This window comes from Streptomyces sp. NPDC093544, assembly GCF_040683495.1.
GTDB lineage: Bacteria > Actinomycetota > Actinomycetes > Streptomycetales > Streptomycetaceae > Streptomyces.
The window spans coordinates 221028-246115 of record NZ_JBFBEA010000009.1 but is presented as its reverse complement, the minus strand read 5'-3'; the positions used below and the strand labels follow the sequence as shown (position 1 = coordinate 246115).

The window sequence follows — 25088 nt, the reverse complement described above, 5'->3', positions numbered from 1 at the left end:
CCGGGTCATCGTCCATGTGCCGCACGGCTGGTGGCACAACCGTCGGGCGGGGTGAACGGTCTCATGAGTGAGCAAGCGCAAACGGGGGCGACGTTGCGGGATCCACACGGCACCCCCGTTCGACAACGGGGAGCAGTCATGAAGACAGGCACGTACCTCAAGATCGCGATCGTCGCGGCGTTAACGGCGGCTACCGTGGCCGTCGCCCCGGCCGCGGGCGCAGTGGCAGACGGTGCGGCTCCCGCCGCCTCGGCGCCGGGCCAGGCCTCGGCTCCGGCCTGGCACACCTCCCTGGCGGGGACGCTCTCGGACAACTCTGCCCTCTTCGACATCGCGTCGGCCGGTCCGAACGCCGCCTGGGCGGTGGGAGTCCAGTACATCGACGGCATCAGCGAGGGCGTCATCCTGCACTGGAACGGCAGGACCTGGCAGCAGCAGTCCGCTCCCGGTGTGCCGGAGACCGGTGTGTGGCACGCCGTGGACGCGGTGTCGGCCAGCGACGTCTGGGCGTACGGCTGGGGCGACCAGAACGGCGAGATCCTGGCCCATTACGACGGGAAACGGTGGACGCAGGTGCCGCTGCCTGAGGAGAAGGGCTACGGCTTCGCGAAGCTCGCCGCCGTCCCCGGCAAGGTCTGGCTGGTGAGCGACACCGCGATCAACTCCTATGCCCACGGCGTCTGGCAGAGCACGCCCCTCCAGGACGGCGTCATCATCAGCGCCATCGAGGCACGGACCTCCCACGATGCCTGGGCGGTCGGGCAGTTCGCGTACGTCGGCCGGCCGAGCCGATCCGTGCTCCTGCGCTGGGACGGCAGTTCGTGGAAGGACGCCGCGCCGGCCGGCAGCGATCTCCGGATCACGGCCCTGTACCAGGAGTCCGCCCGCAGTGTCTGGGCCACCGCTCTCACCCCCTACGTCGAGAACCAACCGCAGCAGACCAAGGTTCTGCACTGGGACGGCCTCAGCTGGCACGACGTCACCGGCCCGGTCGGCGGGCTGTGGGCCAATGCCATCACCGGCGACGGCAAGGGCACCGTCTGGGTCTCGGGCGATCCCTACGGCTACGAGGGCACCGCCCTCTACTGGCGTTTGCGCGACGGCGTCTGGACCTCCGTCGCGGGCGACGCCGTTCCCGGCGGCCAAACCCAGTCGTACGACGTCGAGGCCCTCGCGCCCACCGGCCGCACCGGACAGTTCTGGTCCGTCGGCTCCTACGGACTCATCACCGGCGAGTCCACCTCCGCCCAGTACGAGCTGATCCAGCGCTCGACTCGCTGAACCCCGGGTGGGCACGGTAGCGATCACGTTGTCGCGGTGGCTGCTCAGGCACGTGCCGTACGTGCTGAGCAGACTGCTGTGGGGCATCTCGTTGGCGGACAGGCGTTGTCGGCGCACTCGCTCTCGACAACGCCTGCGGGCCAAGGGGCACTTGCCGAACCCAGGGTCTCCCAAGGCGGACACGTCGTAAGCACGACGTCTGCGGAGAAAACACAGCCGGCCGGCAAACGGCGGTGCCCTCAGCCCGCCGTCGCCGCCCGATAAGGGCGGAAAAACGCGCGCAGTTCCTCGGCGTAGAGTTCCGGCTCCTCGAACGGTGCGAAGTGACCGCCGCGCGCGGGCTCGGTCACGCGTACGGCGTTCGCCGTGCGTTCGAGCCACGCCCGCGGCGGGCGGACGATGTCGCCGCGGAAGATCGAGAACCCGGACGGCACCTCGACCCGGCGGGCGAGCTGGGCGGGCGGGATCGCGGCGTTCGCGTGGTACATGCGCATCGACGAGCCGATCGTGCCCGTGAGCCAGTAGAGCGTGACGTTCGTTAGGATCTCGTCCTTCGTGAAGCTCCGTTCGATGTCGCCGTCGCAGTCGCTCCACGCCTGTAGCTTCTCGACGATCCACGCGGCGAGCCCAGCCGGCGAGTCGGTGAGCCCGACGGCGGCGGTCTGGGGCTTTGTTCGGTGGATGGCGCCGTAGGCGCCCTCGCTCGCGCCCCAGGCCGCGACCTCCTTGAACCAGGCGCGCTCCTCGGGCGTGAGATCGGCCGGGTCGCCGGTGAAGACGGGCAAACCCCCGTCCGTGCGGTGGACGGCCACGACCCGGTCGGGGTGGTCGAGCGCGAGGTAGCGGCTCACGTGGCTGCCGATGTCCCCGCCCGCCGCACCGAACCGCTCGTAGCCGAGGACGCTCATGAGCTCGGCCCACAGGCCGGCGACGGCAATGGAGTTGAGCGGCGGGCCGGTGGGTCGGTCGGAGTACCCAAAACCCGGCACGTCGGGCACGACCACATCAAACGCGTCAGAGGGGTCGGCGCCGTGCGCGCCGGGATCGGTCAGGAGCGGGATGACCTTCGAGTAGCGCCAGAACGAGTCCGGCCAGCCGTGGCTGAGGACCAGCGGCAGGACGGGACCGGTCGGCGCGACAGCCCGGGCGTGTACGAAGTGGATCCCCAGGCCGCCGAGCCGGACGCGGAAGCGGGGCAGCCGGGCGAGCGCCGCCTCCTGCACCGGCCATTCGAACCCGTCCGCCCAGTAGGCGACGAGTTCCCGAAGGTAGGTGGTGTCGGTTCCGAGCGACCACCCTGCGTCCTCGGGCGTATCCGGCCAGCGCGTGGCGCGCAGCCGCGCGCGGAGATCCTCGAGCTCTGCGGGCCCGGTCTGCGAGATGAACGGCTCCAGGCGAGGCGGTACGTCCGACATGGAACGATGCTAACGCGGCGGAGACAACCGCCGAGCGGCATCCATATGCCCGACACACGCGGCACGGTTGGACGAATACGCGCACGCGATCGGCACAGGCGGCTGCGGCAGACCACCTGACCGACCATCGAACCTCCGGCGAAAGCGCCCTGCGAAAGCGGAGTTCTCCTGGGCGCTACCCGTCCCCACGGCCGGGCCGCCCGGGGGGTCGGCCTCTGGCCTTGCGTGGGTTGTGAGGACGCGGAGCTACCCGGTGATGCCGAAGGTGACGCGGTAGTAGCAGGCGCCCTTGCACGGCATCGTCGCCCCGTCATCGAAGGCGTACGAGTAGGCGTATGGTGCGGCCTTTTTGAACACCTGGGTGTAGTCGACCGGCCATTTCGAGGGGACACAGTTTTCGCGGCCCGCCCACCTGTCGAGGCAGCAGTATGTGTCGCCGCCGAACGCCGCGCACGGCGGTTTGCAGCCCACGACCTGGCCGTCGGAGGCCGCCTGCATCTGGCGGGGACAGTCGACCTCCGTCGTACAGACGCCCTTGTAGCAACCGTCCGGGCTGACCGGGTCTTTGGTGGTGGTGTGGGAGATGTTGATGTACATGGGCAGGTTCGAGCCGTCGACCATGCTCACGTCGTAGAAGTCCATGCCGGCGTACGCGTTGAAGGAGAACTCACCCAGGGTGGTGGGCGGGTTGGGGCCGTTGCAGACGCTGGTGCAGTCTCCGGTCGCGCAGAAACCCGCTGCCGTGGAGGTGCATCCCGTCCGGCCCCAGATGCGTCCACCCCAGTTGTTCGCCACGGTCACCGACATGCTCTGGCCCGGCTTCAGTTGGCGGCCTTCCGGGTAGACCGCGGTGTTGCTGGCGACTGCCCAGACCGTCTTGTCGGTGCGGTTGACGACCGTGATCAGGCGTTTGCCCGCCGGGGCGGTGGACGGCTGCTGCGTGAGCGTGCCGGCTCCGCCCGTTGCTTTGTTCCCACCGTTGGCTGACACGCTCGGCGTGGCGGAGGGAGAGGGACTGCGGCGCGGCGATGCCGACGGGGAGGGCGAGCTGCTTGGTGTACGCGACGGGGACCCGGAGGCCATGGGCGTTACGGCGGCGATACGGCGGTCCGCTGCGGGAGCGCCGTTGGTTCCCGACGGTGACCAGATGCTGTAGGTGATCAGGACCATGGCGGCCGTCGCGAGGGCTGCTGCCCCGGCGTACCACCAGCGGTGTCGCCTGGATCTCGCGGCGTGTCGACTGCGTCCTCGTGCCATTCTTGTGCCTTCCTCGTGCTCTTCGGGTTGCGTACGCACGTATCGGTGACCGTGTCGGCGGCACCCCGACAACACAAATCTCGAATCCTCCTGCCGAACTTTCTGTTGTCCGCGTCCGCTCCGGCGGTCTCCGTTCATAGGGAGCGTCCTCACGGTCCGGACCGCGGGCCGGGGAACTGCCTCAGCTGCACCCACACGCAGAGGAATGGACCCACATGCCCAAGATCCGCCGGAGTGGACCGGACACCGGGACGGTGATGGCGGCACGCGCCGGTGACCGACAGGCCCTGGATCATCTGGTGGCTCAGTGCCTGCCGCTGGTCTACAACATCGTCGGCAGGGCCCTGAACGGTCACGCCGATGTCGACGACGTCGTACAGGAGACGCTGTTGCGCACGGTGCGAGGACTATCGGAACTGCGGGATCCCGCCGCGTTCCGGTCCTGGCTGGTAGCCATCACGATCAGACAGGTACGAAACCGTGAACACGGCAGGATCGCGGCCCGAGACCGCAGTACACGCCTGGAAGACGCGGAGGCGATACCCGACCCTGCCCTGGACTTCGCGGGCCTGACCATCCTGCGCCTCGGACTGACCGAGCAGCGCCGGGAGATCGCCGAGGCCACACGCTGGCTCGACCCGGACGACCGGGAACTCCTGTCCCTGTGGTGGCTGAAGGAGACCGGCGAACTGGAGGCCACCGAGCTCGCCTCCGCCCTCGGACTGTCGACCCGTCACGCGGCCGTGCGGGTCGGGCGCATGAAGAAGCAGATGGAGGCATCGCGTCTTGTGGTGCGTGGCCTGGGAGCCGCTCCGCGCTGCACAGGGCTGGAGGAGATCGCCTCGACCTGGGACAACATCCCGGGCCCTTTGTGGCGCAAGCGGTTCGCACGTCATATCCGCGGCTGCCCGGTCTGCACAGGCGTGGAACAGGGGCTGTTCCCCATGGAACGACTGCTGCACGGCTTGCCCTTGCTGATCGTTCCGCCCAGTCTCGATACGGCCCACGTGCTCGCCGCCGTCAACGGAAGCGGTACGCCTTCCTCGGGCCCCGGCGCCGGCGGCTCCCCGGAGTCCGCGCGTGCGGAAGAAGTCGGCCGCGGCCATCGGGGCGGTCGCAGACGCCGGGCGCGTCGGCCCAGCCGTAACGGGGCGCGTACCGTCCCCAAGCCTGTCCTCGGCGGCGCGGCCGTGGCACTGATGGTGGTGGCCGTCCTGGTGGGGGCCCGTCTGACGCCGGATTCCGCTGCTCCGGCCGCGAAGACGGCGCTTCCAGCCTCGCCCACCCCGGCGGTCACCGCATCCCCGAGCCCTTCACCCTCGGTCGTCCGGTCCGCCTCCCCCACCACGACCCCGACGCGGACGGCGGAACCGACCTCCAGGCCGACGCGTACCGCCGAGGCCGCGGCTCCGGTGGAGATCGCCTCTTCCGCCAAGAAGGGGGTGGGCGTGTGGTCCTTCAACGGAGTGAGCCCAGCGCTCGCCGCGTCCGGGGCCGGCTGGTACTACACCTGGGCCACCCAGCATCCGGGTATCACGACACCGTCGTCGGCGACCTTCGTGCCGATGATCTGGGGAGCGGCCTCCGTCACCGACGCCTCCCTTGCCGAGGCCCGCGCCCAGGGCCCCTATCTGCTCGGGTTCAACGAACCCGACATGGGCGAGCAGTCGAACATGACGGTCGATCAGGCGCTGGGGTTGTGGCCGCGACTCATGGAAGCCGGCAAAATCCTGGGCAGCCCTGCGGTAGCGACAGGCGCGAATGTCCCCGGCGGCTGGCTGGACCGCTTCATGTCCGGCGCTGCGGCCAAGGGTTACCGGGTGGACTTCATCACGCTCCATTGGTACGGAGGGGACTTCCGCACTCCGCAGGCCGTCGACCAGCTGAAGTCGTACCTGGAGGCGGTCTACCAGCGCTACCACAAGCCGATCTGGCTCACCGAATACGCGCTGATCGACTTCTCCCAGGGGACCCGCTTCCCCTCCCCGACGGAGCAGGCCGCCTTCGTCACCGCGTCCACGAAGGCCCTTGACTCCCTTTCCTACCTCCAGCGCTATGCGTGGTTCGGGCTCGGCGCCGACCCGTCGAAACCGAACAGTGGCCTGTTCACGAACGGCACGACGACGACTGCGGCGGGCCGGGCCTTCCAGGCAGCACGCTGACCCGGGACACGACGGGCACCATCCTGGCCGGGGCGAAGTTTCCCCGGCCGGGAGGAAGAATCGATCTCCGTCCCGGCGAAGTCGACGCCGCCGGCAGTGACTGCAGCCACTGAGGAGTGATGCGTATCACTCTCCGAGTGCTTCGGGTCGGGCATGCGCGATCATGATCGGAATGGACGCTCGTTTCCTTGGCATCGCTGATCTGGTCGAACCCCCGTCCGTGGCGGTCGTGGTCGACGTCATGCGTGCTTTCACCGTGGCCGCCTGGGCCTTTGCCCAGGGGGCCGAAAAGATCGTTCTTGCTGAGTCGTTGGACGAAGCCCTGGCGCTCAAGACTTCGCATCCGGATTGGGTGGCGCTCAAAGACGGTCCGCCCGCGCCCGGGTTCGACATGGTCAACTCGCCGGGCCTGCTGCGATCCGTTGACCTTGACGGACGGACCGTTGTGCAGAAGACGACGGCAGGGACGGTCGGCGCCCTTGCGGTCAAGGAAGCGTCGCTGGTGCTGTGCGCCAGCTTCGTGGTGGCGGAGGCAACGGCTCGGCTCTTGCGGACGCGCAAGAGTGACAGCGTCACGTTCGTGGTCACTGGCGACGATGGGCAGGCCGATGAAGATCTGGCGTGTGCTCAACACATCGCTCGGCGGGCCACCGAGGCTACGACGGATGCGGCTGAGTTCCTCCGCCGCGCTGCCGAGTCGCGCGCCGCCGCCGAATTGGCGGAGGGTGTGCGCCAAGGAGTCCATCCTGATGACGTTGCACTCTGTCTTGAGCTCGACCGGTTCCCCTTTGCCATGACGGCGACCTTGGAAGGCTCGCTCATGGTCCTCCGTCCGTGCGCGGTGCCTTCGCAGTCCGACGATGCCCCGATCTGATCGCTGGTGAAGTCCGATCGTGGTCCGGTAGCCCTGCGGGAATTCGCAGTTCGCCCGCACCACTTTGGCAAGGAGCGGGCAGCCCGGGCCGCTGTCGACGCCGGAGACGAGCCAACGTTCCTGTCAGCCGCTCCCGGCAAGGACAGTAGCCAGTTGTATCGGATCCGGCCTCGGGTGCGCCCGGCCCGTTCTCCGCGACGACGGCAAGAAGCAGACTGAGTAGACCGCCCTCGACGCCACGCTCACCAGCCGCAGCCCGACCGCCTTGCCCCCGGGGCACCGGCATCGTCCTCGCGGGCATCATCGATGTCCCGCAGGGCCACTTCACCCGTCGGCGGCTCGCCAGCATCGCGCGGGGGAAGCAAGCGAAGAAGGACCGTCTGGGCCCGGATTCTCACCGACTTCGCGGCCGGATCCTCATCCAATTCGCGGCTGGTCAACCCCGCCGCACTCGTCGCGCGGTAACCCCCGCATCTTCTTTCGAACCGTTGAGCCGTAACTCCCGTTGTGGGGGTGCCTCATGGGACTCCTACCCCGTCCGTGTGCGGCAACCGCTCTCAGCTGTTCTCACCCCGCTCCGGCCGCCCACAGGTGGCCTGAACGACGGGGACACGCCGACGACGACCGGGTCTCACCTGCGCCCTCCAAACCCTCAGCCGCCCCCCTCCTCCCACGGCACAGAAACTGCGTACTCAATGATCAATGCTGGACAGACCGTTGACGGTTTAACCCCCGCGTTCGACACCTGCGGTCTCACCTCGCTCAGGCCCACACTCCCGAGGGATACCGCCCACCTGCATGGGAACGCCCACGACAGCCTCAAAGCCCCGGCGTCACACGTGGCCCGGCCCACCGCGAACGGCGGTGCGAACGCGTGAAATCCAAGGCCGACCCGCTGTCCGTGGTGGCGATGGCGGTCACCGTCGTCGCCATCTCGGCCACCGCGCCTCTCACCGCCGCCGCCACCGCCTCGCCGCTCGCCATGGCCTTCTGGCGCAACTGCCTGGGCTTCGCCGTACTCGGTCCTCTTCTTCTGCTGTTGAGGCGCCGCGAAGTCGTACGTGTCGTACGCGGCGAGCGCGGCATCCTGCGCCGGGAACAGTGGCGGCCTCTGGTCTTCGGCTTCCTCGCGGCCACCTCGCTCGCCCTCCACTTCGCGGCCTTCATGACCAGTACCCGGCTCACCTCGGTCGCCATGTCCACGGCACTCGTCGCCACCCAACCCGTCTGGCAGGCCCTCATCGCGGCGGGCCAGGGTGTACGGACCTCACGCAGGACCCGGGCGGGGCTCGCCCTCTCCGTCGTGGGAGCGGCCGCGGCAGCCGGTCTCGACATCAAGTCCGGCGGTACCGCGCTACTGGGCGACCTGCTCGCCCTCGCCGGGGCCATCGCCCAGGCCGGCTACACCGCACTGAGCGAAAAATCGCGAGCCGACGTGAGCACGCCGCTCTACTCGACGTTCACCTCTATGGTCTGCGGCCTGGAACTCCTCGCCGTCTGCTGGCTGGCCGACATCTCGCTGACCGGTTTCGACAGATCCACCCAACTGTCACTGCTCGGGCTGCTCCTGCTCCCTCAGATCCTGGGACTCGGCTCACTCAACTTCGTCCTCGGCAGGGTGTCAGCGACAACGATCAGCGTCCTCCTCCTGCTTGAGACACCTGTAGCCGCACTCGGGGCATGGTGGCTGATGGACCAGGGCATCGAGCCCGCAACCATCCCCGGACTCCTGCTGATCATCGTCGGCGTGACCGTCGTGGTGACAAGCAGCGGTCAGGAACAACCCGCGGCGCAACCGGGCAAGCATCGCAAGGATTCGCCGCCGTACCCGGCCTACGCCCCGTACATCCCTCAACCACCCCTCACACCACAACATCTGACATACCATCAGGACACCCCACACGATCCCCGAGTGGACTGGGCAAAACACCCCGAAATCGAGAGCCCGACCATCAGGTTCAGCTACCACGGCGCAGGCGCCTTCGACACCGTGCACCTCCGCAGACCACGCTTCGAGGAAGACGAACACCAGCCGACCTTCCACGAACCCACCGACGCACTGGCCGATCACGGCCCACAACGATGACCAGCCTCAACGCGCAGACCGCAACAGGGATCCGCTTCTCCGGTGACTAGAGCGTGATCTATCTGGTTCTCTGCGCTTCATGGGTGCCGTCATGGCAGGCGTCGCAGGTCGCAATGGTCTGCGGTCTGCGACGCCGGTCGAGCATGATGCGCGTCCAATCGGTCGGCGGCCATCGGGCAGGCAGGAGGAATAGGGCGACTCATGAAGAGTTCCGCGGACGACATCATCCGCGCGGTGGTGGATGCTCTGGAGCAACGCGCCTCGGCTCGGGGGCAAACCGTGCGGGCCCTCGGTTCAGTGCGTGGCCTTGTCGCGAACGATGAGGCCGAAATCGCCGTCGACTACCTCATCAACACGATCAACTCCTTCCGGCTCACGATGCGACAGGACGAATACGACCGGTTCATGTCGGCGGCCGTCCGGCTGGACTACGCGGACTGCGTGACCGACATCGATCCCCAGCTACTCGTCCCCGCCTCCGACGACGCCTGACGGGTCGGCGCCGCCCCGGTGCCGGCCAGGCGCCGCCCCGGTGCCGCCCAGGCGCCGCCCCGGTGCCGCCCAGGCGCCGCCCCGGTGCCGCCCAGGCGCCGCCCCGGTGCCGCCCAGGTGCCGCCCAGGCCAAGGCGGGTGAAGTCCTTGAACGGAGCTGTGCCGGCATGTTCTCAGGTCGCCGGTGCTTTGTGAGCGTTCGTGAGCGCAGGAGTCCGAAGGCTGCCCGGCCCGACCATCTGGCGCTTGAGCGGCTTGCTCGGGGCGATGTACCCGTCCATCAGCCAATGTCCCGAGGAGGCGCGAGGGCGGCTACGAAGGCGTCGGGTCAGTCGGCTTTGGGAGGGCGGTGATTCCGGTGAGGATGAGGTCGATGCCGGCGAGGAACTCTGTTCGGTCGTCGTGATCGCGTAGTTGGTCTGCGACGTTTCGGGTGAACGCGTACTCGTCGGGATCGAGGTTTGCCCATGCGGTCGAGGCGGTGTTGAGGAACTCGGTCCGGCTCACGTCCAGTTGGTGTTCGCGGGCGTTGGCTGCGTTCTGTCCGCCCACTCCGAGGATGTAGTTCAGTAGCGCGGACGCGGCGGTGAACTGGGCGGTGTGGGGTACTCCGAGCGCTTGGACCTGGCGTCCGATGCGTTCGAAGACCCGCAGCATCGGTGACTGCGCCGGGGTGCGGGCGAGTTGAGTGCCGATCCACGGGTGGGCGTCGATCGCGTCGAACACGCCGAGTGCGAGGGCGCGGATCGCTTCCTGCGGCGTCGTATCGGCGTTGTCCGCGGCCATGGTGCCGGCGACGACAGCGTCAGTGGCGGCATGGAGGAGTTCGTCCTTGCCCGTGACATGCCAGTAGATCGCACCGGGCCCAGTGGCGAGGCGCCCGGCCAGCGCGCGGAACGTGAGTCCGCCCTCGCCCGCCGTGTCGAGGAGCCCGATCGCGGCCTCGACGATGCGCTCCCGGGAGAGCGGTTGCTCGCGTCGCTCTGGACGACGCGTCCTGGTTGCCATGGATACATCCTGGCACACGCCTGGAACTCTGTTCCATCTTGACATCTCTGGAACAGCGCTCCAGGCTGGGCATTGGAACAACGTTCCAAAGATGACCTGCCGGGTATCCATCCGACAGCCGCGCGACACTACACGCAAGGAAGCACCATGACCTCTGACGTCACGATCATCGGCGCCGGCCTCGGCGGACTCACACTGGCCCGCGTCCTGCACGTCCACGGCATCGCGGCGACGGTCTACGAGGCGGAGCCCTCGCCGACCGCCCGCACGCAGGGCGGGATGCTCGACATCCACGACCACAACGGCCAACCGGCTCTCCAGGCGGCAGGCCTGCTCGACGAGTTCCGCGACCTCATCCTGGAGGGCCGCGAGGCGACGCGGGTCCTCGGCCGGGACGGGACCGTTCTGCTTGACGAACCCGACGACGGCACGGGTGGACGCCCCGAGGTGCAGCGCGGCGAGCTGCGGCAGATCCTGCTCGACTCACTACCCGTAGGCACCATCCGGTGGGGCTACAAGGTCAGCCATGTCCGTGCCCTCGGCGACAGCCGCCACGAGGTGACCTTCGCCGACGGCACCACCGTCGTCACGAGCCTGCTGGTCGGCGCGGACGGCGCGTGGTCACGAGTCCGGCCGCTGCTCTCCGACGCCACACCTGAGTACGTCGGCACGTCGTTGATCGAGACCTACCTGTTCGACTGCGACACCCGGCACCCGGTCGGCGCGAAAACGGTCGGCGGCGGGGCGCTGTTCGCACCCGCGCCGGGGAAGGGGATCCAAGCTCACCGGGAGAGCGGGGGGACCCTCCATATCTACGTAGCGCTCTCCAAGTCGCAGGACTGGTTCGCCGGCATCGATTTCACCGATCCCGCCGCGGCCACCGCGCGGATCGCGGATGAGTTCGACGGCTGGGCACCGGAGCTCACGGCGCTGCTCACCGACGGTGAGACCGCGCCGGCCCTGCGCCCCCTCAACACCTTGCCGATCGGACACCGGTGGGATCGGGTGCCGGGGGTGACCCTGCTCGGCGACGCCGCCCACCTCATGATCCCGTCCGGCGAAGGCGCCAACCTGGCCATGTACGACGGCGCCGAACTCGGCAGGGCCATCGCCGCGCACCCCGATGACGTCGAGGCCGCGCTCACCGCGTACGAGCAGACCATGTTTTCCCGCAGCGCCGCGGCCGCCACCGAAGCCGTCCGCATCCACGAGCTCTGCTTCGGCGAAAACGCACCCCAGGGCCTGATCGACATGTTCACCGGCCACGAGTAGCCCCAGTAGGGCATTCGCCGTCGTGTGGGCCTCGGCCGAAGGCCGTGGGTCATGGCTGCCCACAAACGCTGCTGAGACGCGTTGAGACGCAGCCACGCGTCGAGACACAGCCCAGCCGAGCTGGAACACATCAGCAAGTCACCATGGCACGACTCCATCGCCGTCGAACAGCTGGCCGGTAGGGCCGTCGTCAGGCAGAGCCGCCAACCGGATAGCAATCGCCGCGCCCTGCTCAGCGGTCTGAGTACCGCTGAACGCGTTGATGTCGGTGGCCACGTAGCCGGGGCAGGCGTTGTTGGCTCCTTTGCAGGCAGACGACTTGGGAAGGTCATCTGCATCAACGGGGTTTCGTTGCGTCCGGCACGGCCACCCTCGCCCTGCGACACCACAAGATCACGCGACTCCGCAGCGGCCCTGCGCCGGGACCTGCCATGCTGAGCGAGTTCGATTCGATCCTCACACCTTGGAGGTATTGATGCGTGCAGGTGTCGTTGTCGCCGCGCAGCCCGGTGTGGAGGAACTCGCCGTGCGGGCCGAGGAGTTGGGCTTGCACAGCTTCTGGGTCAACGACACCCCAATGGTCCACGGCGACCCCTTCGTCGCCTTGAGCCTGTGTGCGAAGGCCACCAGCCGCATCAGGCTCGGCATCGGCGTGACCTCACCGGCGCTGCGCTCGGCACCGGCCACCGCGAGCGGGCTCGCCAGTCTCAACGCACTGGCACCGGGCCGGATCATCTGCGGAGTCGGCACCGGAAACACGGCCCGGCGCACCCTGGGCATGCGGCCGACCACGGCGGCCAGGCTGGAGAACTTCACCGTCGCACTGCAGGACCTGTGCGCCGGACGTTCGACCGAGTACCGCGAAGGTGACCGGGTCCGCGACATCCGGTTCCTGCACGCCGGGGCGCACGTGAACACCGCCGACCCGATCGAGTTCGTCGTGGCCGCGCTGCTCGGACCGAAGGCCGCCGCCGTCGCCGGCCGCCGCGGCACCGGCCTCATCTCCTTCGGCCTGCTGGACCCCACCGCCTGGCACGCGCTGCACGACACCCGCCGCCACGCCGCCCAGGGCACACCCCGCGACCCCGACTCCCACACGGACTCCCGGGCAGACTCCTACGTCGTCACCTCGCTCCGCCTGCTCGACCAGGACGAGGACCCCTACGGCGACGCAGCCCGGGACGCGACGGGCCACCTCGTCCTGTCGCTGCTGGCCTTCGCCGCCGACACAGCCGCCGACACACCCGCCATCGCCGACCAACTCGGCCCCGAGGAACGCGAGGCGGTGCGGCGGCTCCTCGACCGGCGCGGCACTACCGCCACCGCGCCGGACCGGCACACCAAGCTCTACCCCAACTACCTCGGACGCATCGCACCACAGGACCGGGACCTGGTTCTGCCCTCGCTGATGAACAACCTGGCACTGGTCGGCACCCGCGACGACCTTCTCGCCCGCATCACCACCCTGGAACAGGCCGGCGTCGACGAACTCCTCATCCAGCCGGTGATCGACCCACCCACCGAGATGGCGGTGCTCGCGAAACTCCTCACCTGACCTGCCTGCCTGCCTGCCTGGATGATCGGCACCGCTGTCGATGACGCCCAGGAAGCGGCCCGTGCCCCGGCACGTCACTCACTCACTCACTCACTCACTCACTCACTCGACGAATCGCAGTCAGACCTGTCAGCGCCCAGTTCACAGCGCGTATTCATGATGTGCTCGATGAGTCGGGACAGCTTCCCGAAGCGCAGAAAACCGGTGGAGCAGTCGGCGGATGTGTCCGTACCGTCCATGGGGTGACCTATCTGAGCCCCCTGGGATATCTGCTGGGCATCGAGGGTGCCGCTTTGCTGCGCGGTTTCAGGGAGGGAAGCGCCGACCGGGCGTTCGTCGAAGCCCGGATCGCCGAGATCCGCACCCTGCTGGACAAGTCCACCCTCGCGCATGCCGCGGGGGTCATGGCGAGTTCGGGCACGATCAGCGCGGCCGACGTATACCAAGCCTGGGCACCGCACTATGACGCCCCTGGCAATCAGATGATCGACATTGAGCAGCCCGTTGTCCGACGCATCCTGGACAGCCTGCCCGCCGGCACGGCGCTGGACGCGGCCTGCGGCACTGGACGTCACACCACCTATCTGCATGAACTCGGCCATCATGTGATCGGCGTCGACGCCTCACCGGAAATGCTCGCCCAGGCCCGCAAGCGCCTGCCGGATGTCGACTTCCACGAGGCCGACCTGCACCAACTCCCGCTTCCCGACAACGCGGTCGACACTGTCGTGTGTGCGCTCGCCCTGACACACGTCCCCGATCTGGCCCCGGTACTGGCGGAGTTCGCTCGTGTCCTGCGCCCTGGCGGAAGCCTCGTGATCTCGGATGCCCACCTGCTGGTGTCCTACCTCCGGCCGACCCTGGCCCGCCGTCCCGGCCCGGACGGCCGTCCTTCCGTCCTCGCCGAGCACCACCGCCCGCTCAGCGCCTACCTCGCCGCGGCGCTCCCACTGGGCTTCCAGGTCCGGCAATGCGAGGAACCCCGCCGCCCGCGCCACTCCCTCGACCCCGACACCGCCCCGGACCCACTCCCGACCCATGTGTCCTGGGACCTGTTGCACTGGTACCCGGAAGCGTCGGCTGCGGCCTTGGACGATTCCCCGATCGCGGTCGTCTGGCACTTCCAACTCGACGACACCCGGAACTGCTGAGCAACCAACCGGACGCCGCGACCGACCGCACTAGATCCGTACAAGCCGGTGATACACCCTCAACTAGGTCCCGGCAGCACTGGGAGAACTGGGAGAACTGGCCAGGCTCCACGTGCTGGGCAACCTGGTGCACACCTTCCCTTGAATCAACGAGGACGGCCCTCGACCACGATGTCGCCTTCTAGGGCGCGTATCGAGTCGTGATCAAACTGTCTACCTCGCCCGCCGCCTGTGCGACTCGCGTGAGAGCATCCGTCCATGAGCAGCGACCTGGAAGTGAATGCTCTGGCGATCAACGTCACGATCCCGCAGGCGCTCCGCTGGACGGACACTCGACGTGGTGAAGAGTTCCAACTGACCACACTCAACATCCGGCTTCTCCCGGACGGTCGCCTCGCCGCGAAAGCCTATGGCCGACCAGTCGGCGGTGGTCGGGGCGCATATGTCTCGTTCCCGGTTCCCGACGAACCGGAACTGGCGGCTCTGGTTGTCGACGCGGCCAGCCGTGCCGGGACGTTGTGGGCCGCCCACCGCGGTCTCGGTTGAGCCTAGTTCGGTTCGAGGGCAGACGGTGGCAGTTCCGGACTCCGCTTTCGCGGCGGGGTCTGTTCCGGTAGATCTTCTTGCGTGACGCGAGTGCAACTGACGGACACAGAGTGGGAGTTCATCGGACCGTACCTGCCGATCGGCGGGTACGGCCCGTACCCCGAACGGCTCCGGCAGCAGTTCGAGGGTGTGATCTGGCGGTTCAGGACCGGCGGGCAGTGGCGGGAGATGCCGGAGGAGTTCGGCGCCTGGTCGACCGTGCACAACCGCTTCCGGCAGTGGCGTGACGCCGGCGTCTTCGAGGCCCTGCTGGAAGGCCTGATCGCGGAAGCGGCGAAGCGGGGCGAGGTGGACCTGTCCCTGGTCAGCATCGACTCCACCACCGTGCGGGCACACCACGATGCCGCCGGGATGCACCTGGGTGAGGACGTCATCACTGCACTGGAGAAGGCTGCTGCCGAGGAGGAGAAGGCCAGGTCAAAGGGGGCAGCCTCGAAGAACAAAGCGGGCAGGACGTCAAAGCAGATCCCGAGCGGGAGGAACGACGACGCATACGGCGTCGGCGAAGAGTCCGCCTGAAGGCCGCTCTTCTCGGACGCTCCAGGGGCGGGCAGACCAGCGAGGTCCATCTGGCCGCCGACCGCAAGTGCCGCCCGCTGGCGTTCGTGCTGACCGCGGGCCAGGCCGCGGACAGCCCGCAGTTCATCCCGGTGCTCAAGAAGTTACGGGTCCGCGGCCCCATCGGCCGCGCCCGCACCCGGCCGGACGCAGTCGCCGGGGACAAGGCCTACTCGTCCCGCGGCAACCGGGCCCACCTGCGTCAACGCGGCATCAAGGCAGTGATCCCGGAGAAGAAGGACCAGGCCGCCAACCGGAAGAAGAAGGGTTCCGGGGGCGGTCGACCTGTCAGCCACGACGCCGCCCTCTACAAGGAGAGGAACACCGTCGAGCGTCTGATCAACAAACTCAAGGCCTGGCGGGGCATCGCCACCCGATACGACAAGACCTCGGACAGCTACCTCGCTGGCCTCCACCTACGAGCCTCGATGATCTGGATCAAAGACCTCACCCGGACCACCAGTTGATCACGACTCAATACGCGCCCTAACCGGACACCCGGGATGGATGCCCGTCTTTCGGTCCTGCTTGATAACCGGATTCGGCCCATGGCAATGGAGCACCAGAGCGGGCGATAACCTCCACGAACATCGTCATGCAACTTCGCCGGGGGCATCGTGCGCGTGAACGGAAAGCCCGCCACCGCTGAAGACCTGGCACCCCTGGCGTTGTACGGGTACGGCTCATTCACCTCGCTCGTCGTCGAAGCAGGCCGTGTCCAGGGGCTCGACCTCCACCTGCAACGGCTGCGGCACGACGCCGGCACCCTGTTCGGGGCCGAAGTCGACGAGCCACAGGTACGGCAGTGGCTCCGCGAAGCGACCGCAGACGCGGCTGATCCGGTCTCGGCGCGGATCACCTTCTTCCGGCGTGACTTCGCCATGGGTAAGCCCACCGATGGCCCGCCCGACGTCCTGATCACCACGCGCCCGGCCCCGAGCGTGCCGCCCGCCCCGATGCGGGTGGCGACCGCTGTCTTCGTCCGCGATGTCTCCGAGGTCAAACACAGCGGCCTGTTCGCTCAGCTTTACCACCGGCGCGCCGCCCAGGCCCGCGGTTTCGACGACGTCCTCTTCCTCGACACTCACGACCACGTGAGCGAGGGCGCGACGTGGAACATCGCGTTTGCTGGCGCTGACGGCGAGATCCGGTGGCCCCAGGCCGACGTACTGCCCGGAGTGACCATGCGCCTGCTGCAGACCGCCCTGCCGGATCACGGCTACGCCGTCCAGTCGGTCCCTGTACACCGAGGCGACATGCACAACTTCCCGCACGCCTTCGCGACCAACGCCGTCGTCGGCATTCGCACGATCACTGCCATCGACGACCAACTCTTCACCCCGAACCGCGAGTTGGAGGCGGCACTGCGCGGCTGCTGGACGAGCGTCCCCGCACAGGAGCTGTGACCGCTACCCGGCTCAGGCCCCGTGATCGTCTGATCGTGCTACTTGCAGCGCGGGCCCAGTCCGTGCCGTCGTGGCGAAGTTCTTTGCTGATCCTCGGATCCGGTCTTGTCGCTGGGTCATGGCCCGGTCGACGGCCTCGCCGAGGGAGTCGACACTGGTGTGGGCGCACTGTGAGTGGTCCTCGTATTTTGCCTGCCGCCAGACCAGCTCGATGTCGTTCAACTCCGGGCTGTATCGCGGTAGATAGAACAGCTCCACTCCGATCTTCGCCAGTTGGCGGCGGCGACCCTTGAACGCGTTGGCCGTGTGGGCCGAGGCGTTATCCAGTTCGACCGTGCACGGCCTGCGCCGTTCCCAGACCGGCATGATGTCGAGGCCGAGGCCGTCGGCGGCCAGGTCCAACACGGCCGCGCCGCCGCCCAGGCCCGCCAGCCGCACGCAGACGAAGTCCAGCAGCATCTCCGCGTCGATCTTCCCGCTCGTGCGCCGCCAGAGAAGGCCCGGCTCACTGCCAATGATCTTCGCGCCGAGCACGTTGACCCGGCGATTGCGGGTGTCCTCCTTCGGTACCACCGCGCGCTGCCCGATCCTGGACCAGGTGTAGCCGGTGGGCATGGTGGGAGCGAAGCCGGACTCGTCCAGGAAGATCAGATCGCGGTCTCCCGCGTGTGCGGCCTGCCGCAAGGCCGCAAGTCCTCCAGCTGGGCTCGGGCGGGCCTGCTGAAGGACGGGGTCGGCCTTGTGCCGCACGCTGTCGCGGGTGCGCTTCCAGCGGAATCCCTCACGCCGCAGCAGCTCGCCCAGCCAGTCCGTGGAGATCTCCACCCCGCGCTCGACCCGCAGCCACTCACACAGGGCCGGGACACTCCAGGTGATCCCCTTGACTGCGGAGTCGTCCAGCAGCTCGGCCAGTGCGGCCTGGTCGCCGGCCCCAGGAGCCTCGCCGGCCGACCCGGGCGTGGGGCATTCGACAGCGCCCCGATCCCACCGTCCGTGAAGCGGTGGACCGCGGTGCGGACCGTGACCGGGTTGCACTCCAGCAGGTCGGCGACCTCGGGCACGGACTTGCCGCGGTTCATGAAGCGGATGCACTCGGCACGCTGCCGGGTATAGGCGGTTAAGTCCCTGCGGGCCAACAGCGCGTGCAGGTCACGGCGCTGATTGTCAGTCAACTCGACGCGGAGGCTCTTCGGCATGACGTCCCTCCTCCCTGGGACGCCTATCCAACGCAATCAACTTCACCGGATTCGCTTAGTCGGAGTGTGCCGGGGTCAGTCTGGTGCTGAGTTGTTCGCGCAAGGACTTAGCCTCCCGAACACCGCGGTGTCGAGCGGCGTGCTGGTCTAAGGTGCGCAGGCTGTCGGATATCAATGCGGAACGGATGGTGCCCGCAGTTTTCAGCGCAGCCTGCCCGATCATGGCTCCTTCGGCCGGATCTTCGGTGGCCAGGACCGCGGACGCGAGTTTTGCGTGGGCGATGGCGCGTGAACATGCGTAGTGGTCTCCGTGTCCGTAGTACGCGGCCTCGAACCGGATGCGAGTTTCGGCGGTCCGATAACCCGCGGCATTGAGGTACATGAAGGCTTCCGCGGTGTCACTGGAGTGCTGCGCGAGGTCGTAGAACCGCATCCATGGTGGATCGTTGTCGGGGTCGGCGCGGGAGAAGTCCTCGTCGGCGGTGCCGATAGTTCGCAGGGCTTCGCTGGTGCGCTGGGTCGCGGCCAGGGCCTTGGCTCGTGCGGTGCGCAACATCGCTTGTTCGGTCGCGGTGAGGCGGTCCACCTGCTCGAGTGCGTGCTCGGCGAGCAGGAGTCCTTCGTCGAAGCGGCCCGTCCAGGTGGCGTGGCGGGACATGGAAGCCAGGATGATGACCTGGGCGTGCCAGTCGGCGGCTTTGTCCGCGCAGGACAGCGCGAAGCGGAAAATGCGGCGGGTTTCGCAGTGGTCCCCGGTGTCGAAGGACATGAAACCGCAGATGTGAGCCAGGCTTGCGACAGCTCCGTACAGGGCACTGGCCAGGTGGTGTGGGACGTCGGCGCGGATCAGCTGCGCTGACCAGTGCATCTGCGCGAGCGCGGCCGCACGCATCGACCAGCCGCCGTGGACCTGAAAGCACCGGTGGAACATATCCGCCGCGCCGAGGATCTCCTGGACATGCCGTTCGTCGACAACCGTCGCGCCGTGCAGAGGGCTCTCGGGGTGCGTTGGCCCGCCGACGGGCTCCGGGAACGGTGGCACGAGGGCGCGGCGGGTGTTGCGGAAGCCCAACTCGGTGTCGGTGGAGGTCCGTAGAATCGTCCGGACCGCTTCGCGGTACTGGTCGCCGGGCCAGGTGATGACGCCCCGTTCGAGCTTGCCGATGTAGTTGGCGTCAAGCTCTGCTCGCACGGAGTGGCGCGTCCAGATGACGGCGTTGACCTGTTCGGCGAGTTCCTGGCGGGAGAGACAGAGGTACTCCCGTGCATGCCGGAGCTGTGTGTTCGGCGTTGTCACGACCAGCCTTCCCCCGGTGACATGGCCTCCACGACTTCGCTCACAGCCTGAATGGCTACTGCGCGTGGTGTCAACCGCGCCGTCGGGGGTTTCCTCCCCCCTTTCCTCCCTTCTGGTCGAGCGGAATACCCGGCAGAGTAAAGGACGAACCGCTGATCTGCAGATCGGCGACGCAGCCCTGCTCAGGTCGGGCGCGGTTTCTGGGGATCGACCGACAAGGAGGAAACTCTGGGGGCGCGGCCACTCGCGGTGATAAGCACGGCTGGTTTAACGGCCGCGCCCGCCGCGGCACAGGCAGCTCCGGCGGCGCAGTGCACCACCACGCGAGCGGTGTGTTTGTGGGCAGGCAGGGATTTCCTGCCCGCGAGCAGCTTGGCGCGTGGCCAGGTCCGGTGCGCAGCCTTCCCACGGTTCTGGACAAACAAGGTCAGTTCTGCGAAGAACCACTTGCCGGACGCTGTGCCGCTCCATCTCGAGCCGGGATGGGGTCGGGTGGTGATCTGTGTGCCCGTGGGCGGGGAGGTCAGGGATATGGATCTGCGGCCGTGGCACCCATGCAACGACGCGATCAGCTCGGTGGGGACGACGCTGGGACGTGCGCGGTGCTGAGCCGATGAGCTTGCTGGCCGGTTGGTCCACACGAACGACGGAGCCGCCGCCGAGCAACACGATCGGCTCTCCAAGGTGGTCCATACGGCCACGGCCGGGGGCGCAACCGCATCCCGCCCTCATAGCGACCACGCGACGGCGATTGTCGTCGCGCCAAAGAAAGGGAAAGGGAACAGTCATGAACGCGATGAAACTGTGGAGAACCATCGTCAGCATGACGGTCGCGGCGGCCGCCGTCCTCGTCCTGCCGGCCGCGGCCGAGGCGAGTGCGTCCACCGGCGATTACTGCGTCCAGGACCTCGCGGGTGGTCCGTCGGCGTGCTTCACGACCGAGCGGGCGCTTGAGTCCTACCAGGCGGAACTGTCGCTGAGCCCGTTGCTAACCGTGTACCGGAACACCGGCCAGCTCGGCGCGGGTGGATACCTGAACTTCGCCAGCGCTTACGGGCGCACCTACTGCGACGACGCTACGAACGTGAACGAGGCGTCGTCGGGCGCCCTCAGCGCGCTCAAATTCTCCACCGGCCAGACCGTGGACCTAGCCATCAGCTCGTACGTCATCGCGCCCAATTCCGGGTGTGTCGTCGTGTTCTTCGACCAGGCGAGCTTCAACGGCAACGCCGCCGGCTGGGGGGGAAACTGCTCCGCCATGGCCTCGTGCTTCGGCTCCTACTGGGACAACCGCGCACGTTCACTCGCCGTCACCTGAGCCCACCGCGATGCCGTGCCCCAGTCACCCCGGTGCACCACCGCCCAGGGCCAGCCCCCCGGAAATTGGTCTAAATCAACCACAAGGACCAGCTGGCTGGCCCATCACGCATCGGCACGGGCAGTACCTCGCTTGGTGCTCGACACCGAGCTGGTGCTCGCCCGAACGGTCATCGACGCGAAAAGGGGTACCCCAGGTTTGAACTGGGCCCCGAAAGTTGGACTGCGTAACTGAAGACTAGGCGGTGAGGGCCTGGGCTCGGTATTCGACCTTCGACCCGGCTCAGGCCCTTCAACGTGGTTGAGATGCGGCTGGTGTTGTACCAGTCGAGGTACTCGTCCAAGGCTACGCTGGCAGGTCCACCTCGCCCCGCCTCGCAGCCTCCGCGATCAGCCCTTCCATCAGAGCCTCGAACACACCCGCGTCACGCCACCGCCGGAAGCGGTTGGAAACGGTCGCCCAAGCACCGAACTCCTGCGGCATCTCCCGCCACTGCCCGCCTGTCTTGAACCGCCAGATCACACCCTCGAACTGCTGCCGCAGCCGCTCGGGGTACGGCCCGTACTCGCCGATCGGCAGGTATGGGCCGATGAACTCCCATTCCGCATCTGTCAGTTGCACTTGCGACACGCAAAATGATCTACGGATCGGGCCCCGCCGCGAAGGTAAATCCCGCAGATTGATCACGACCCGATACGCGCCCTAGTGGTCGAGGGCCATCCTTGTGCCTGCACGGGCCCCTTGTACCTATACGGGCCACAAAAGCGGGCCAGGGCCCGGGCTGGGCTCAGCAGTTGGCCACGAAGACGTGCGCGGCGGTCCGGGTGGGGAGTTCGGCGGCCTTGCCGCCGCTGCCGACCCTCACGCCGCCGGGCGACGACGTCACGCTCACGACCGTGCCGGGCTGCACCCCGGCACGCCGCAGGGTGTACATCAGCTGGGGGTCGGTCTGGATCAGCTCCCCGATGCGTCGTACGACCGCGCTCGCGCCGTTCGGCCCGGGCTCCAGGTCGCTGAGGCTGACCGTGGTCTCGTCGAGGAACGGATCCACGTTGCTCTTCCCGCCGAGCTCCTCCAGGCCCGGGATCGGGTTGCCGTAGGGCGACTTGGTCGGGTGCCGCAGCAGCTCCAGGACGCGGCGTTCGACGGCCTCGCTCATCACGTGCTCCCAGCGGCAGGCTTCGGCGTGTACCTCCTCCCACTTCAGCCCGATCAGGTCGACGAGCATGCACTCCGCGAGCCGGTGCTTGCGCATTACGCGCGTGGCGAGCCGCCGACCCTCCTGCGTCAGCTCCAGGTGCCGGTCACCGGCGACGTGCAGCAGACCGTTGCGCTCCATGCGGGCGACTGTCTGGCTGACGGTGGGGCCGCTCTGGTCAAGGCGCTCGACGATGCGGGCGCGCATGGGGACCGCGCCTTCCTCCTCGAGCTCCAGGATGGTGCGCAGATACATCTCCGTGGCGTCGATGAGCGTGGACATGCTGTTCGTCAGACAGGGGTTTCGGCGGTGGCGGTCAGGACCGCGCGGCCGAGGATGTGGCCGGCCATGGTGAAGCCTAGGACGGCCGGGGTGGCGTCGGCCGGGACACCGATGGACTCGACATCGAGGGCGTGCACCACGATGAAGTAGCGGTGAGGTCCGTGCCCGGCCGGCGGGGCGGCGCCGATGAAGCGGGCTGCGCGCGCGTCGTTGGGCAGCTGGTAGGCGCCCTCGGGCAGGCCCGAGCCGGTGTCGTCGCCGACGCCTTCGGGCAGCTGGGTGACGGTGCCGGGGATGTCGGCGACCGCCCAGTGCCAGAACCCGGACCCGGTGGGGGCGTCGGGGTCGTAGACGGTGACGGCGTAGCTCTTGGTGGCGTCCGGGGCGCCGCTCCAGGACAACTGAGGGGATACGTCCTTCCCACCGGAGACGCCGGAGATGCCGGAGAACTGCTCGGGCGACCAGGCGGCGCCGTCGGTGATGGTGGTGCTGGTAACGGTGAAGGAGGCCGCCTCGGGGAGGCGGGCGAAGGGGTTGTTGGCGCTCATCGCGTCGTTCCTTTCAGGCCGTGCTGTGGGGTGGCGGTGACGCGACCGGCGGAGGACCCGCAGAGCGTCGCGCAGAGGAACCGCCATCGTCTTTCGTTGATCTCTAAATCGACGATAACACAGATAATCGATTATCTATCGGATCGTCTATGATGACGGCATGACCCAGACGGCCCCCACCTCGACTCCGCCGGGCAAGCGGATGCTCTCCGAGCAGGTCTACACACACCTGCGGGACGCGATCATGCGCGGGGACTACGCCCCCGGCCACGCCCTCAGACCGCAGGACCTCGCCAAGGAACAGGGCGTGAGCCTGGCCGTCGTGCGCGAGGCTCTCGTGCGGGTGGTCGGCGAGGGCCTCGCCGACCGGCTGCCCAACCGCGGCTTCGCCGTCCCGGCCTTCTCCGACCGCCGCTGGCAGGAGATCACGGAAGCCCGCCGGACCATCGAACCGGTCGTGCTGCGTATGTCCGTCGAGCGTGGCGACGTCGACTGGGAGGCCCGCGTACGAGCCGCCCACCACCGTCTGGCCCGCACCCCGGCGTTCGTTCCCGAGGAGGGCGAGTACTACAGCGGCGCGTGGTCCGAGGCCCACCGGGTCTTCCACCGCACCCTGCTTGAGGGCTGCGGCAACCTCGTCCTGTTGGAGACCTTCGACCGGATGTGGACCGCGAGCGAGCTGGCTCGCCGCTGGTCGGCGTACCGCCGCCCCGACCGGGACCACGCGGGCGAGCACCGCCGACTGGAGGAGGCGGCGCTGGCCCGCGACGCCGACACCGCGGCCGAGGTACTGGCCCAGCACCTCACCCAGACCGCGGCCGGACTGACCGGATGCCCCCACCATGAACTCGCGAACGACGCGTGATGCGCCGCGCCAGCATGGCCGGACGACTGCACCGAACTCGACGGCCTTGGTGACCGGCAGCGACTCCCCAATGAGTCCCGACTCGTCGGCCTCGGCACCGGAGCCCTCCATCCAGACCTGGCCGCCGACCATCGACGTCTCGGTTGCCATGGAGACGGGGGTGCCGCACGGGATGCCGTCGGGGTCTACTGGAACGTCTCGCCCCTGTCGGCGAAGCGCGGGCCTTACGTATGTCCCATGCCGACACTCATCCGTGTCACGTAATGCCACTCGACCTACGTGATCTCCCCACGCGGCACATGATGCTCCCTCAGCAGTGAAACGTCCCAGGGGGAACCATGCGCATCAGGATCACCAGCGCCGCGCTCATCGCCACCAGCCTGCTCGCTCTCGTCGCCTGCCAGTCCAGCACCGACGAGAGCAGCAGCGGCAAGGCCGCCGACTCCACCGCTACCCCTACCGCTACCGGCAAGACCGACGCAGGCAGCGGAGGCGATGCCGAAACCGCGCAACTCCCGGACATGGCAGGCAAGGGCCTCCAGTCCGCCCAAGACCAGGCCCAAGCGGCAGGCTTCTACGGGCTCACCTCGCACGACGCTCTCGGTCGCGAACGTATGCAGGCCTTCGACAGGAACTGGAAGGTCTGCTCACAGAGCCCCAAAGCGGGCAAGCACCCGACAGACACGAAGGTCGACTTCGCCGCTGTCAAGCTCGAAGAGGACTGTCCCGCCAAGGACGCAGGTGAAGTGGAGCCGGCGGGCTCGACGATGCCCAACTTCAAGGGCAAGTCCGTTAAGGCCGCGCGCCAGGCCCTCGACAGTGGCACCAGCATCACAGTCAACGACGCCTCCAGGGAGGACCGCTTCGTTCTCGTGGAGTCGAACTGGCAGGTCTGTTCCCAAGAACCGGCCGCTGGGAGCAAGCTCAACGGACAGCCCGTGACGGTCAATGCGGTGAAGTTCGAGGAGTCCTGCTGATCCACCCCCACTCACCGGCCCGGCCGAACCCGTTCCCGGCCGGGCAGTCGAGCGTCTCCGGGTCGTCCAGATACTGCTGGGTGCGCTCCCGTCGCATGGCCCGAGGCGGCTGGTGGGACACAACAAGCCCAACCTGCAGGGATGCCAGCGAGGGGCCCGTACTCCGCTTGAGGGGGAGGGCTCGGCATTAGTCGAAGCTCCGTAATTGGCCTACGGGCCGGTGCTGGAACCCAATACTGCTGCTCGCCGCACCCTGACATCTGTCAGGAACAGCACAGTCATGG

Annotated in this window: 22 protein-coding genes and 4 pseudogenes; 15 read left to right on the top strand and 11 right to left on the bottom strand. The window is 68.0% G+C overall.

Features of this window, described 5'->3' with window-relative positions; translation table 11 throughout:
- Positions 1-138 precede the first annotated feature (138 nt).
- Entirely contained in the window at positions 139-1281 is a 1143-nt protein-coding gene (locus AB0N66_RS16145) for a hypothetical protein (RefSeq protein ID WP_365434291.1), read from the top strand.
- Positions 1282-1520: 239 nt separating this feature from the next.
- Here AB0N66_RS16145 and AB0N66_RS16140 read toward each other — a convergent pair whose 3' ends face one another.
- Together AB0N66_RS16140 and AB0N66_RS16135 are read right to left on the bottom strand one after the other, a co-directional pair.
- Entirely contained in the window at positions 1521-2696 is a 1176-nt protein-coding gene (locus tag AB0N66_RS16140) for an epoxide hydrolase family protein (protein ID WP_365434288.1), read from the bottom strand.
- A gap of 246 nt (positions 2697-2942) precedes the next feature.
- Positions 2943-3686: a thaumatin family protein gene (locus tag AB0N66_RS16135; protein ID WP_365434285.1), complete on the bottom strand. Its 744-nt coding sequence runs from the start codon at positions 3684-3686 to the stop codon at positions 2943-2945.
- Between AB0N66_RS16135 and AB0N66_RS16130 the strand changes: the two genes are divergently transcribed.
- The 5 genes from AB0N66_RS16130 to AB0N66_RS16110 all read left to right on the top strand — a co-directional run bounded on the left by AB0N66_RS16130 (position 3676) and on the right by AB0N66_RS16110 (position 9567).
- On the top strand, positions 3676-3852 hold the full coding sequence (locus AB0N66_RS16130) for a hypothetical protein (protein WP_365434282.1): 177 nt from the start codon (positions 3676-3678) through the stop codon (positions 3850-3852). The two genes, AB0N66_RS16135 and AB0N66_RS16130, sit on opposite strands and share 11 nt — an antisense overlap.
- Before the next feature lie 316 nt (positions 3853-4168).
- Positions 4169-6115 carry a sigma-70 family RNA polymerase sigma factor gene (locus tag AB0N66_RS16125; protein WP_365434279.1) on the top strand — a complete coding sequence of 649 codons (1947 nt, stop codon included), beginning with the start codon at positions 4169-4171 and terminating at the stop codon, positions 6113-6115.
- A 172-nt stretch (positions 6116-6287) separates the two neighbouring features.
- A complete protein-coding gene (locus AB0N66_RS16120; protein ID WP_365434276.1) occupies positions 6288-6989 on the top strand; it encodes a 2-phosphosulfolactate phosphatase in 702 nt (233 codons plus the stop codon).
- Positions 6990-7863: 874 nt separating this feature from the next.
- Entirely contained in the window at positions 7864-9075 is a 1212-nt protein-coding gene (locus tag AB0N66_RS16115) for a DMT family transporter (RefSeq protein ID WP_365434272.1), read from the top strand.
- A 201-nt stretch (positions 9076-9276) separates the two neighbouring features.
- Positions 9277-9567 carry a hypothetical protein gene (locus tag AB0N66_RS16110; RefSeq protein ID WP_365434269.1) on the top strand — a complete coding sequence of 97 codons (291 nt, stop codon included), beginning with the start codon at positions 9277-9279 and terminating at the stop codon, positions 9565-9567.
- A gap of 312 nt (positions 9568-9879) precedes the next feature.
- Here AB0N66_RS16110 and AB0N66_RS16105 read toward each other — a convergent pair whose 3' ends face one another.
- Positions 9880-10575 carry a TetR/AcrR family transcriptional regulator gene (locus AB0N66_RS16105; RefSeq protein WP_365434266.1) on the bottom strand — a complete coding sequence of 232 codons (696 nt, stop codon included), beginning with the start codon at positions 10573-10575 and terminating at the stop codon, positions 9880-9882.
- Positions 10576-10722: 147 nt separating this feature from the next.
- Between AB0N66_RS16105 and AB0N66_RS16100 the strand changes: the two genes are divergently transcribed.
- On the top strand, positions 10723-11847 hold the full coding sequence (locus AB0N66_RS16100) for an NAD(P)/FAD-dependent oxidoreductase (RefSeq protein WP_365434263.1): 1125 nt from the start codon (positions 10723-10725) through the stop codon (positions 11845-11847).
- 138 nt (positions 11848-11985) lie between these two features.
- Here AB0N66_RS16100 and AB0N66_RS16095 read toward each other — a convergent pair.
- Positions 11986-12144 (bottom strand): annotated as a pseudogene (locus AB0N66_RS16095) (dehydrogenase); the annotation flags it as partial.
- Between the two features lie 178 nt (positions 12145-12322).
- On the opposite strand from AB0N66_RS16095, the gene AB0N66_RS16090 reads away from it, so the two are divergent.
- The 5 genes and pseudogenes from AB0N66_RS16090 to AB0N66_RS16070 all read left to right on the top strand — a co-directional run bounded on the left by AB0N66_RS16090 (position 12323) and on the right by AB0N66_RS16070 (position 17123).
- Positions 12323-13402, top strand: a complete 1080-nt coding sequence (locus tag AB0N66_RS16090) for an LLM class flavin-dependent oxidoreductase (RefSeq protein ID WP_365434260.1) — start codon at positions 12323-12325, stop codon at positions 13400-13402.
- A gap of 242 nt (positions 13403-13644) precedes the next feature.
- Positions 13645-14553 (top strand): class I SAM-dependent methyltransferase, encoded by a 909-nt coding sequence (locus tag AB0N66_RS16085; RefSeq protein ID WP_365434257.1) that lies wholly within the window; start codon positions 13645-13647, stop codon positions 14551-14553.
- A gap of 258 nt (positions 14554-14811) precedes the next feature.
- Positions 14812-15099, top strand: coding sequence for a hypothetical protein (locus tag AB0N66_RS16080; protein WP_365434254.1), 288 nt, complete (start codon positions 14812-14814; stop codon positions 15097-15099).
- Between the two features lie 81 nt (positions 15100-15180).
- Positions 15181-16184: pseudogene (locus tag AB0N66_RS16075) on the top strand (IS5 family transposase).
- Between the two features lie 156 nt (positions 16185-16340).
- Entirely contained in the window at positions 16341-17123 is a 783-nt protein-coding gene (locus AB0N66_RS16070) for an aminotransferase class IV (RefSeq protein ID WP_365434251.1), read from the top strand.
- 12 nt (positions 17124-17135) lie between these two features.
- Here the strand turns inward: AB0N66_RS16070 and AB0N66_RS16065 are convergent, their stop codons facing one another.
- The 3 genes and pseudogenes from AB0N66_RS16065 to AB0N66_RS16055 all read right to left on the bottom strand — a co-directional run bounded on the left by AB0N66_RS16065 (position 17136) and on the right by AB0N66_RS16055 (position 19616).
- Positions 17136-18158, bottom strand: coding sequence for a transposase (locus AB0N66_RS16065; protein ID WP_365434248.1), 1023 nt, complete (start codon positions 18156-18158; stop codon positions 17136-17138).
- A pseudogene (locus AB0N66_RS16060) lies at positions 18056-18319 on the bottom strand (helix-turn-helix domain-containing protein); the annotation flags it as partial. The gene AB0N66_RS16065 and the pseudogene AB0N66_RS16060, both read right to left, overlap by 103 nt.
- 55 nt (positions 18320-18374) lie before the next feature.
- Positions 18375-19616 (bottom strand): hypothetical protein, encoded by a 1242-nt coding sequence (locus AB0N66_RS16055; RefSeq protein WP_365434245.1) that lies wholly within the window; start codon positions 19614-19616, stop codon positions 18375-18377.
- 787 nt (positions 19617-20403) lie between these two features.
- On the opposite strand from AB0N66_RS16055, the gene AB0N66_RS16050 reads away from it, so the two are divergent.
- Positions 20404-20934, top strand: coding sequence for a hypothetical protein (locus tag AB0N66_RS16050; protein ID WP_365434242.1), 531 nt, complete (start codon positions 20404-20406; stop codon positions 20932-20934).
- Between the two features lie 169 nt (positions 20935-21103).
- Here AB0N66_RS16050 and AB0N66_RS16045 read toward each other — a convergent pair whose 3' ends face one another.
- The 4 genes and pseudogenes from AB0N66_RS16045 to AB0N66_RS16030 form a co-directional block, all read right to left on the bottom strand.
- Positions 21104-21277, bottom strand: a complete 174-nt coding sequence (locus AB0N66_RS16045) for an IS3 family transposase (protein ID WP_365434239.1) — start codon at positions 21275-21277, stop codon at positions 21104-21106.
- Positions 21278-21288: 11 nt separating this feature from the next.
- Positions 21289-21564: pseudogene (locus AB0N66_RS16040) on the bottom strand (transposase); the annotation flags it as partial.
- Between the two features lie 157 nt (positions 21565-21721).
- Positions 21722-22414, bottom strand: coding sequence for a metal-dependent transcriptional regulator (locus tag AB0N66_RS16035; protein ID WP_365434236.1), 693 nt, complete (start codon positions 22412-22414; stop codon positions 21722-21724).
- 8 nt (positions 22415-22422) lie between these two features.
- Positions 22423-22962: a YbhB/YbcL family Raf kinase inhibitor-like protein gene (locus tag AB0N66_RS16030; RefSeq protein ID WP_365434233.1), complete on the bottom strand. Its 540-nt coding sequence runs from the start codon at positions 22960-22962 to the stop codon at positions 22423-22425.
- A gap of 160 nt (positions 22963-23122) precedes the next feature.
- Between AB0N66_RS16030 and AB0N66_RS16025 the strand changes: the two genes are divergently transcribed.
- Together AB0N66_RS16025 and AB0N66_RS16020 are read left to right on the top strand one after the other, a co-directional pair.
- Positions 23123-23827, top strand: a complete 705-nt coding sequence (locus AB0N66_RS16025; protein ID WP_365434230.1) for a GntR family transcriptional regulator — start codon at positions 23123-23125, stop codon at positions 23825-23827.
- A gap of 338 nt (positions 23828-24165) precedes the next feature.
- A complete protein-coding gene (locus AB0N66_RS16020) occupies positions 24166-24804 on the top strand; it encodes a PASTA domain-containing protein (RefSeq protein ID WP_365434227.1) in 639 nt (212 codons plus the stop codon).
- Positions 24805-25088: the final 284 nt, after the last annotated feature.

What these genes read in the sequence shown, in the direction of transcription:
- AB0N66_RS16145 (WP_365434291.1), top strand. Translation starts at nt 139, where the DNA reads ATGAAGACAGGCACGTACCTCAAGATCGCGATCGTCGCGGCGTTAACG.
- AB0N66_RS16140 (WP_365434288.1), bottom strand. Translation starts at nt 2,696, where the DNA reads ATGTCGGACGTACCGCCTCGCCTGGAGCCGTTCATCTCGCAGACCGGG.
- AB0N66_RS16125 (WP_365434279.1), top strand. Translation starts at nt 4,169, where the DNA reads ATGCCCAAGATCCGCCGGAGTGGACCGGACACCGGGACGGTGATGGCG.
- AB0N66_RS16120 (WP_365434276.1), top strand. Translation starts at nt 6,288, where the DNA reads ATGGACGCTCGTTTCCTTGGCATCGCTGATCTGGTCGAACCCCCGTCC.
- AB0N66_RS16110 (WP_365434269.1), top strand. Translation starts at nt 9,277, where the DNA reads ATGAAGAGTTCCGCGGACGACATCATCCGCGCGGTGGTGGATGCTCTG.
- AB0N66_RS16105 (WP_365434266.1), bottom strand. Translation starts at nt 10,575, where the DNA reads ATGGCAACCAGGACGCGTCGTCCAGAGCGACGCGAGCAACCGCTCTCC.
- AB0N66_RS16100 (WP_365434263.1), top strand. Translation starts at nt 10,723, where the DNA reads ATGACCTCTGACGTCACGATCATCGGCGCCGGCCTCGGCGGACTCACA.
- AB0N66_RS16090 (WP_365434260.1), top strand. Translation starts at nt 12,323, where the DNA reads ATGCGTGCAGGTGTCGTTGTCGCCGCGCAGCCCGGTGTGGAGGAACTC.
- AB0N66_RS16080 (WP_365434254.1), top strand. Translation starts at nt 14,812, where the DNA reads ATGAGCAGCGACCTGGAAGTGAATGCTCTGGCGATCAACGTCACGATC.
- AB0N66_RS16050 (WP_365434242.1), top strand. Translation starts at nt 20,404, where the DNA reads ATGAACGCGATGAAACTGTGGAGAACCATCGTCAGCATGACGGTCGCG.
- AB0N66_RS16035 (WP_365434236.1), bottom strand. Translation starts at nt 22,414, where the DNA reads ATGTCCACGCTCATCGACGCCACGGAGATGTATCTGCGCACCATCCTG.
- AB0N66_RS16030 (WP_365434233.1), bottom strand. Translation starts at nt 22,962, where the DNA reads ATGAGCGCCAACAACCCCTTCGCCCGCCTCCCCGAGGCGGCCTCCTTC.
- AB0N66_RS16025 (WP_365434230.1), top strand. Translation starts at nt 23,123, where the DNA reads ATGACCCAGACGGCCCCCACCTCGACTCCGCCGGGCAAGCGGATGCTC.
- AB0N66_RS16020 (WP_365434227.1), top strand. Translation starts at nt 24,166, where the DNA reads ATGCGCATCAGGATCACCAGCGCCGCGCTCATCGCCACCAGCCTGCTC.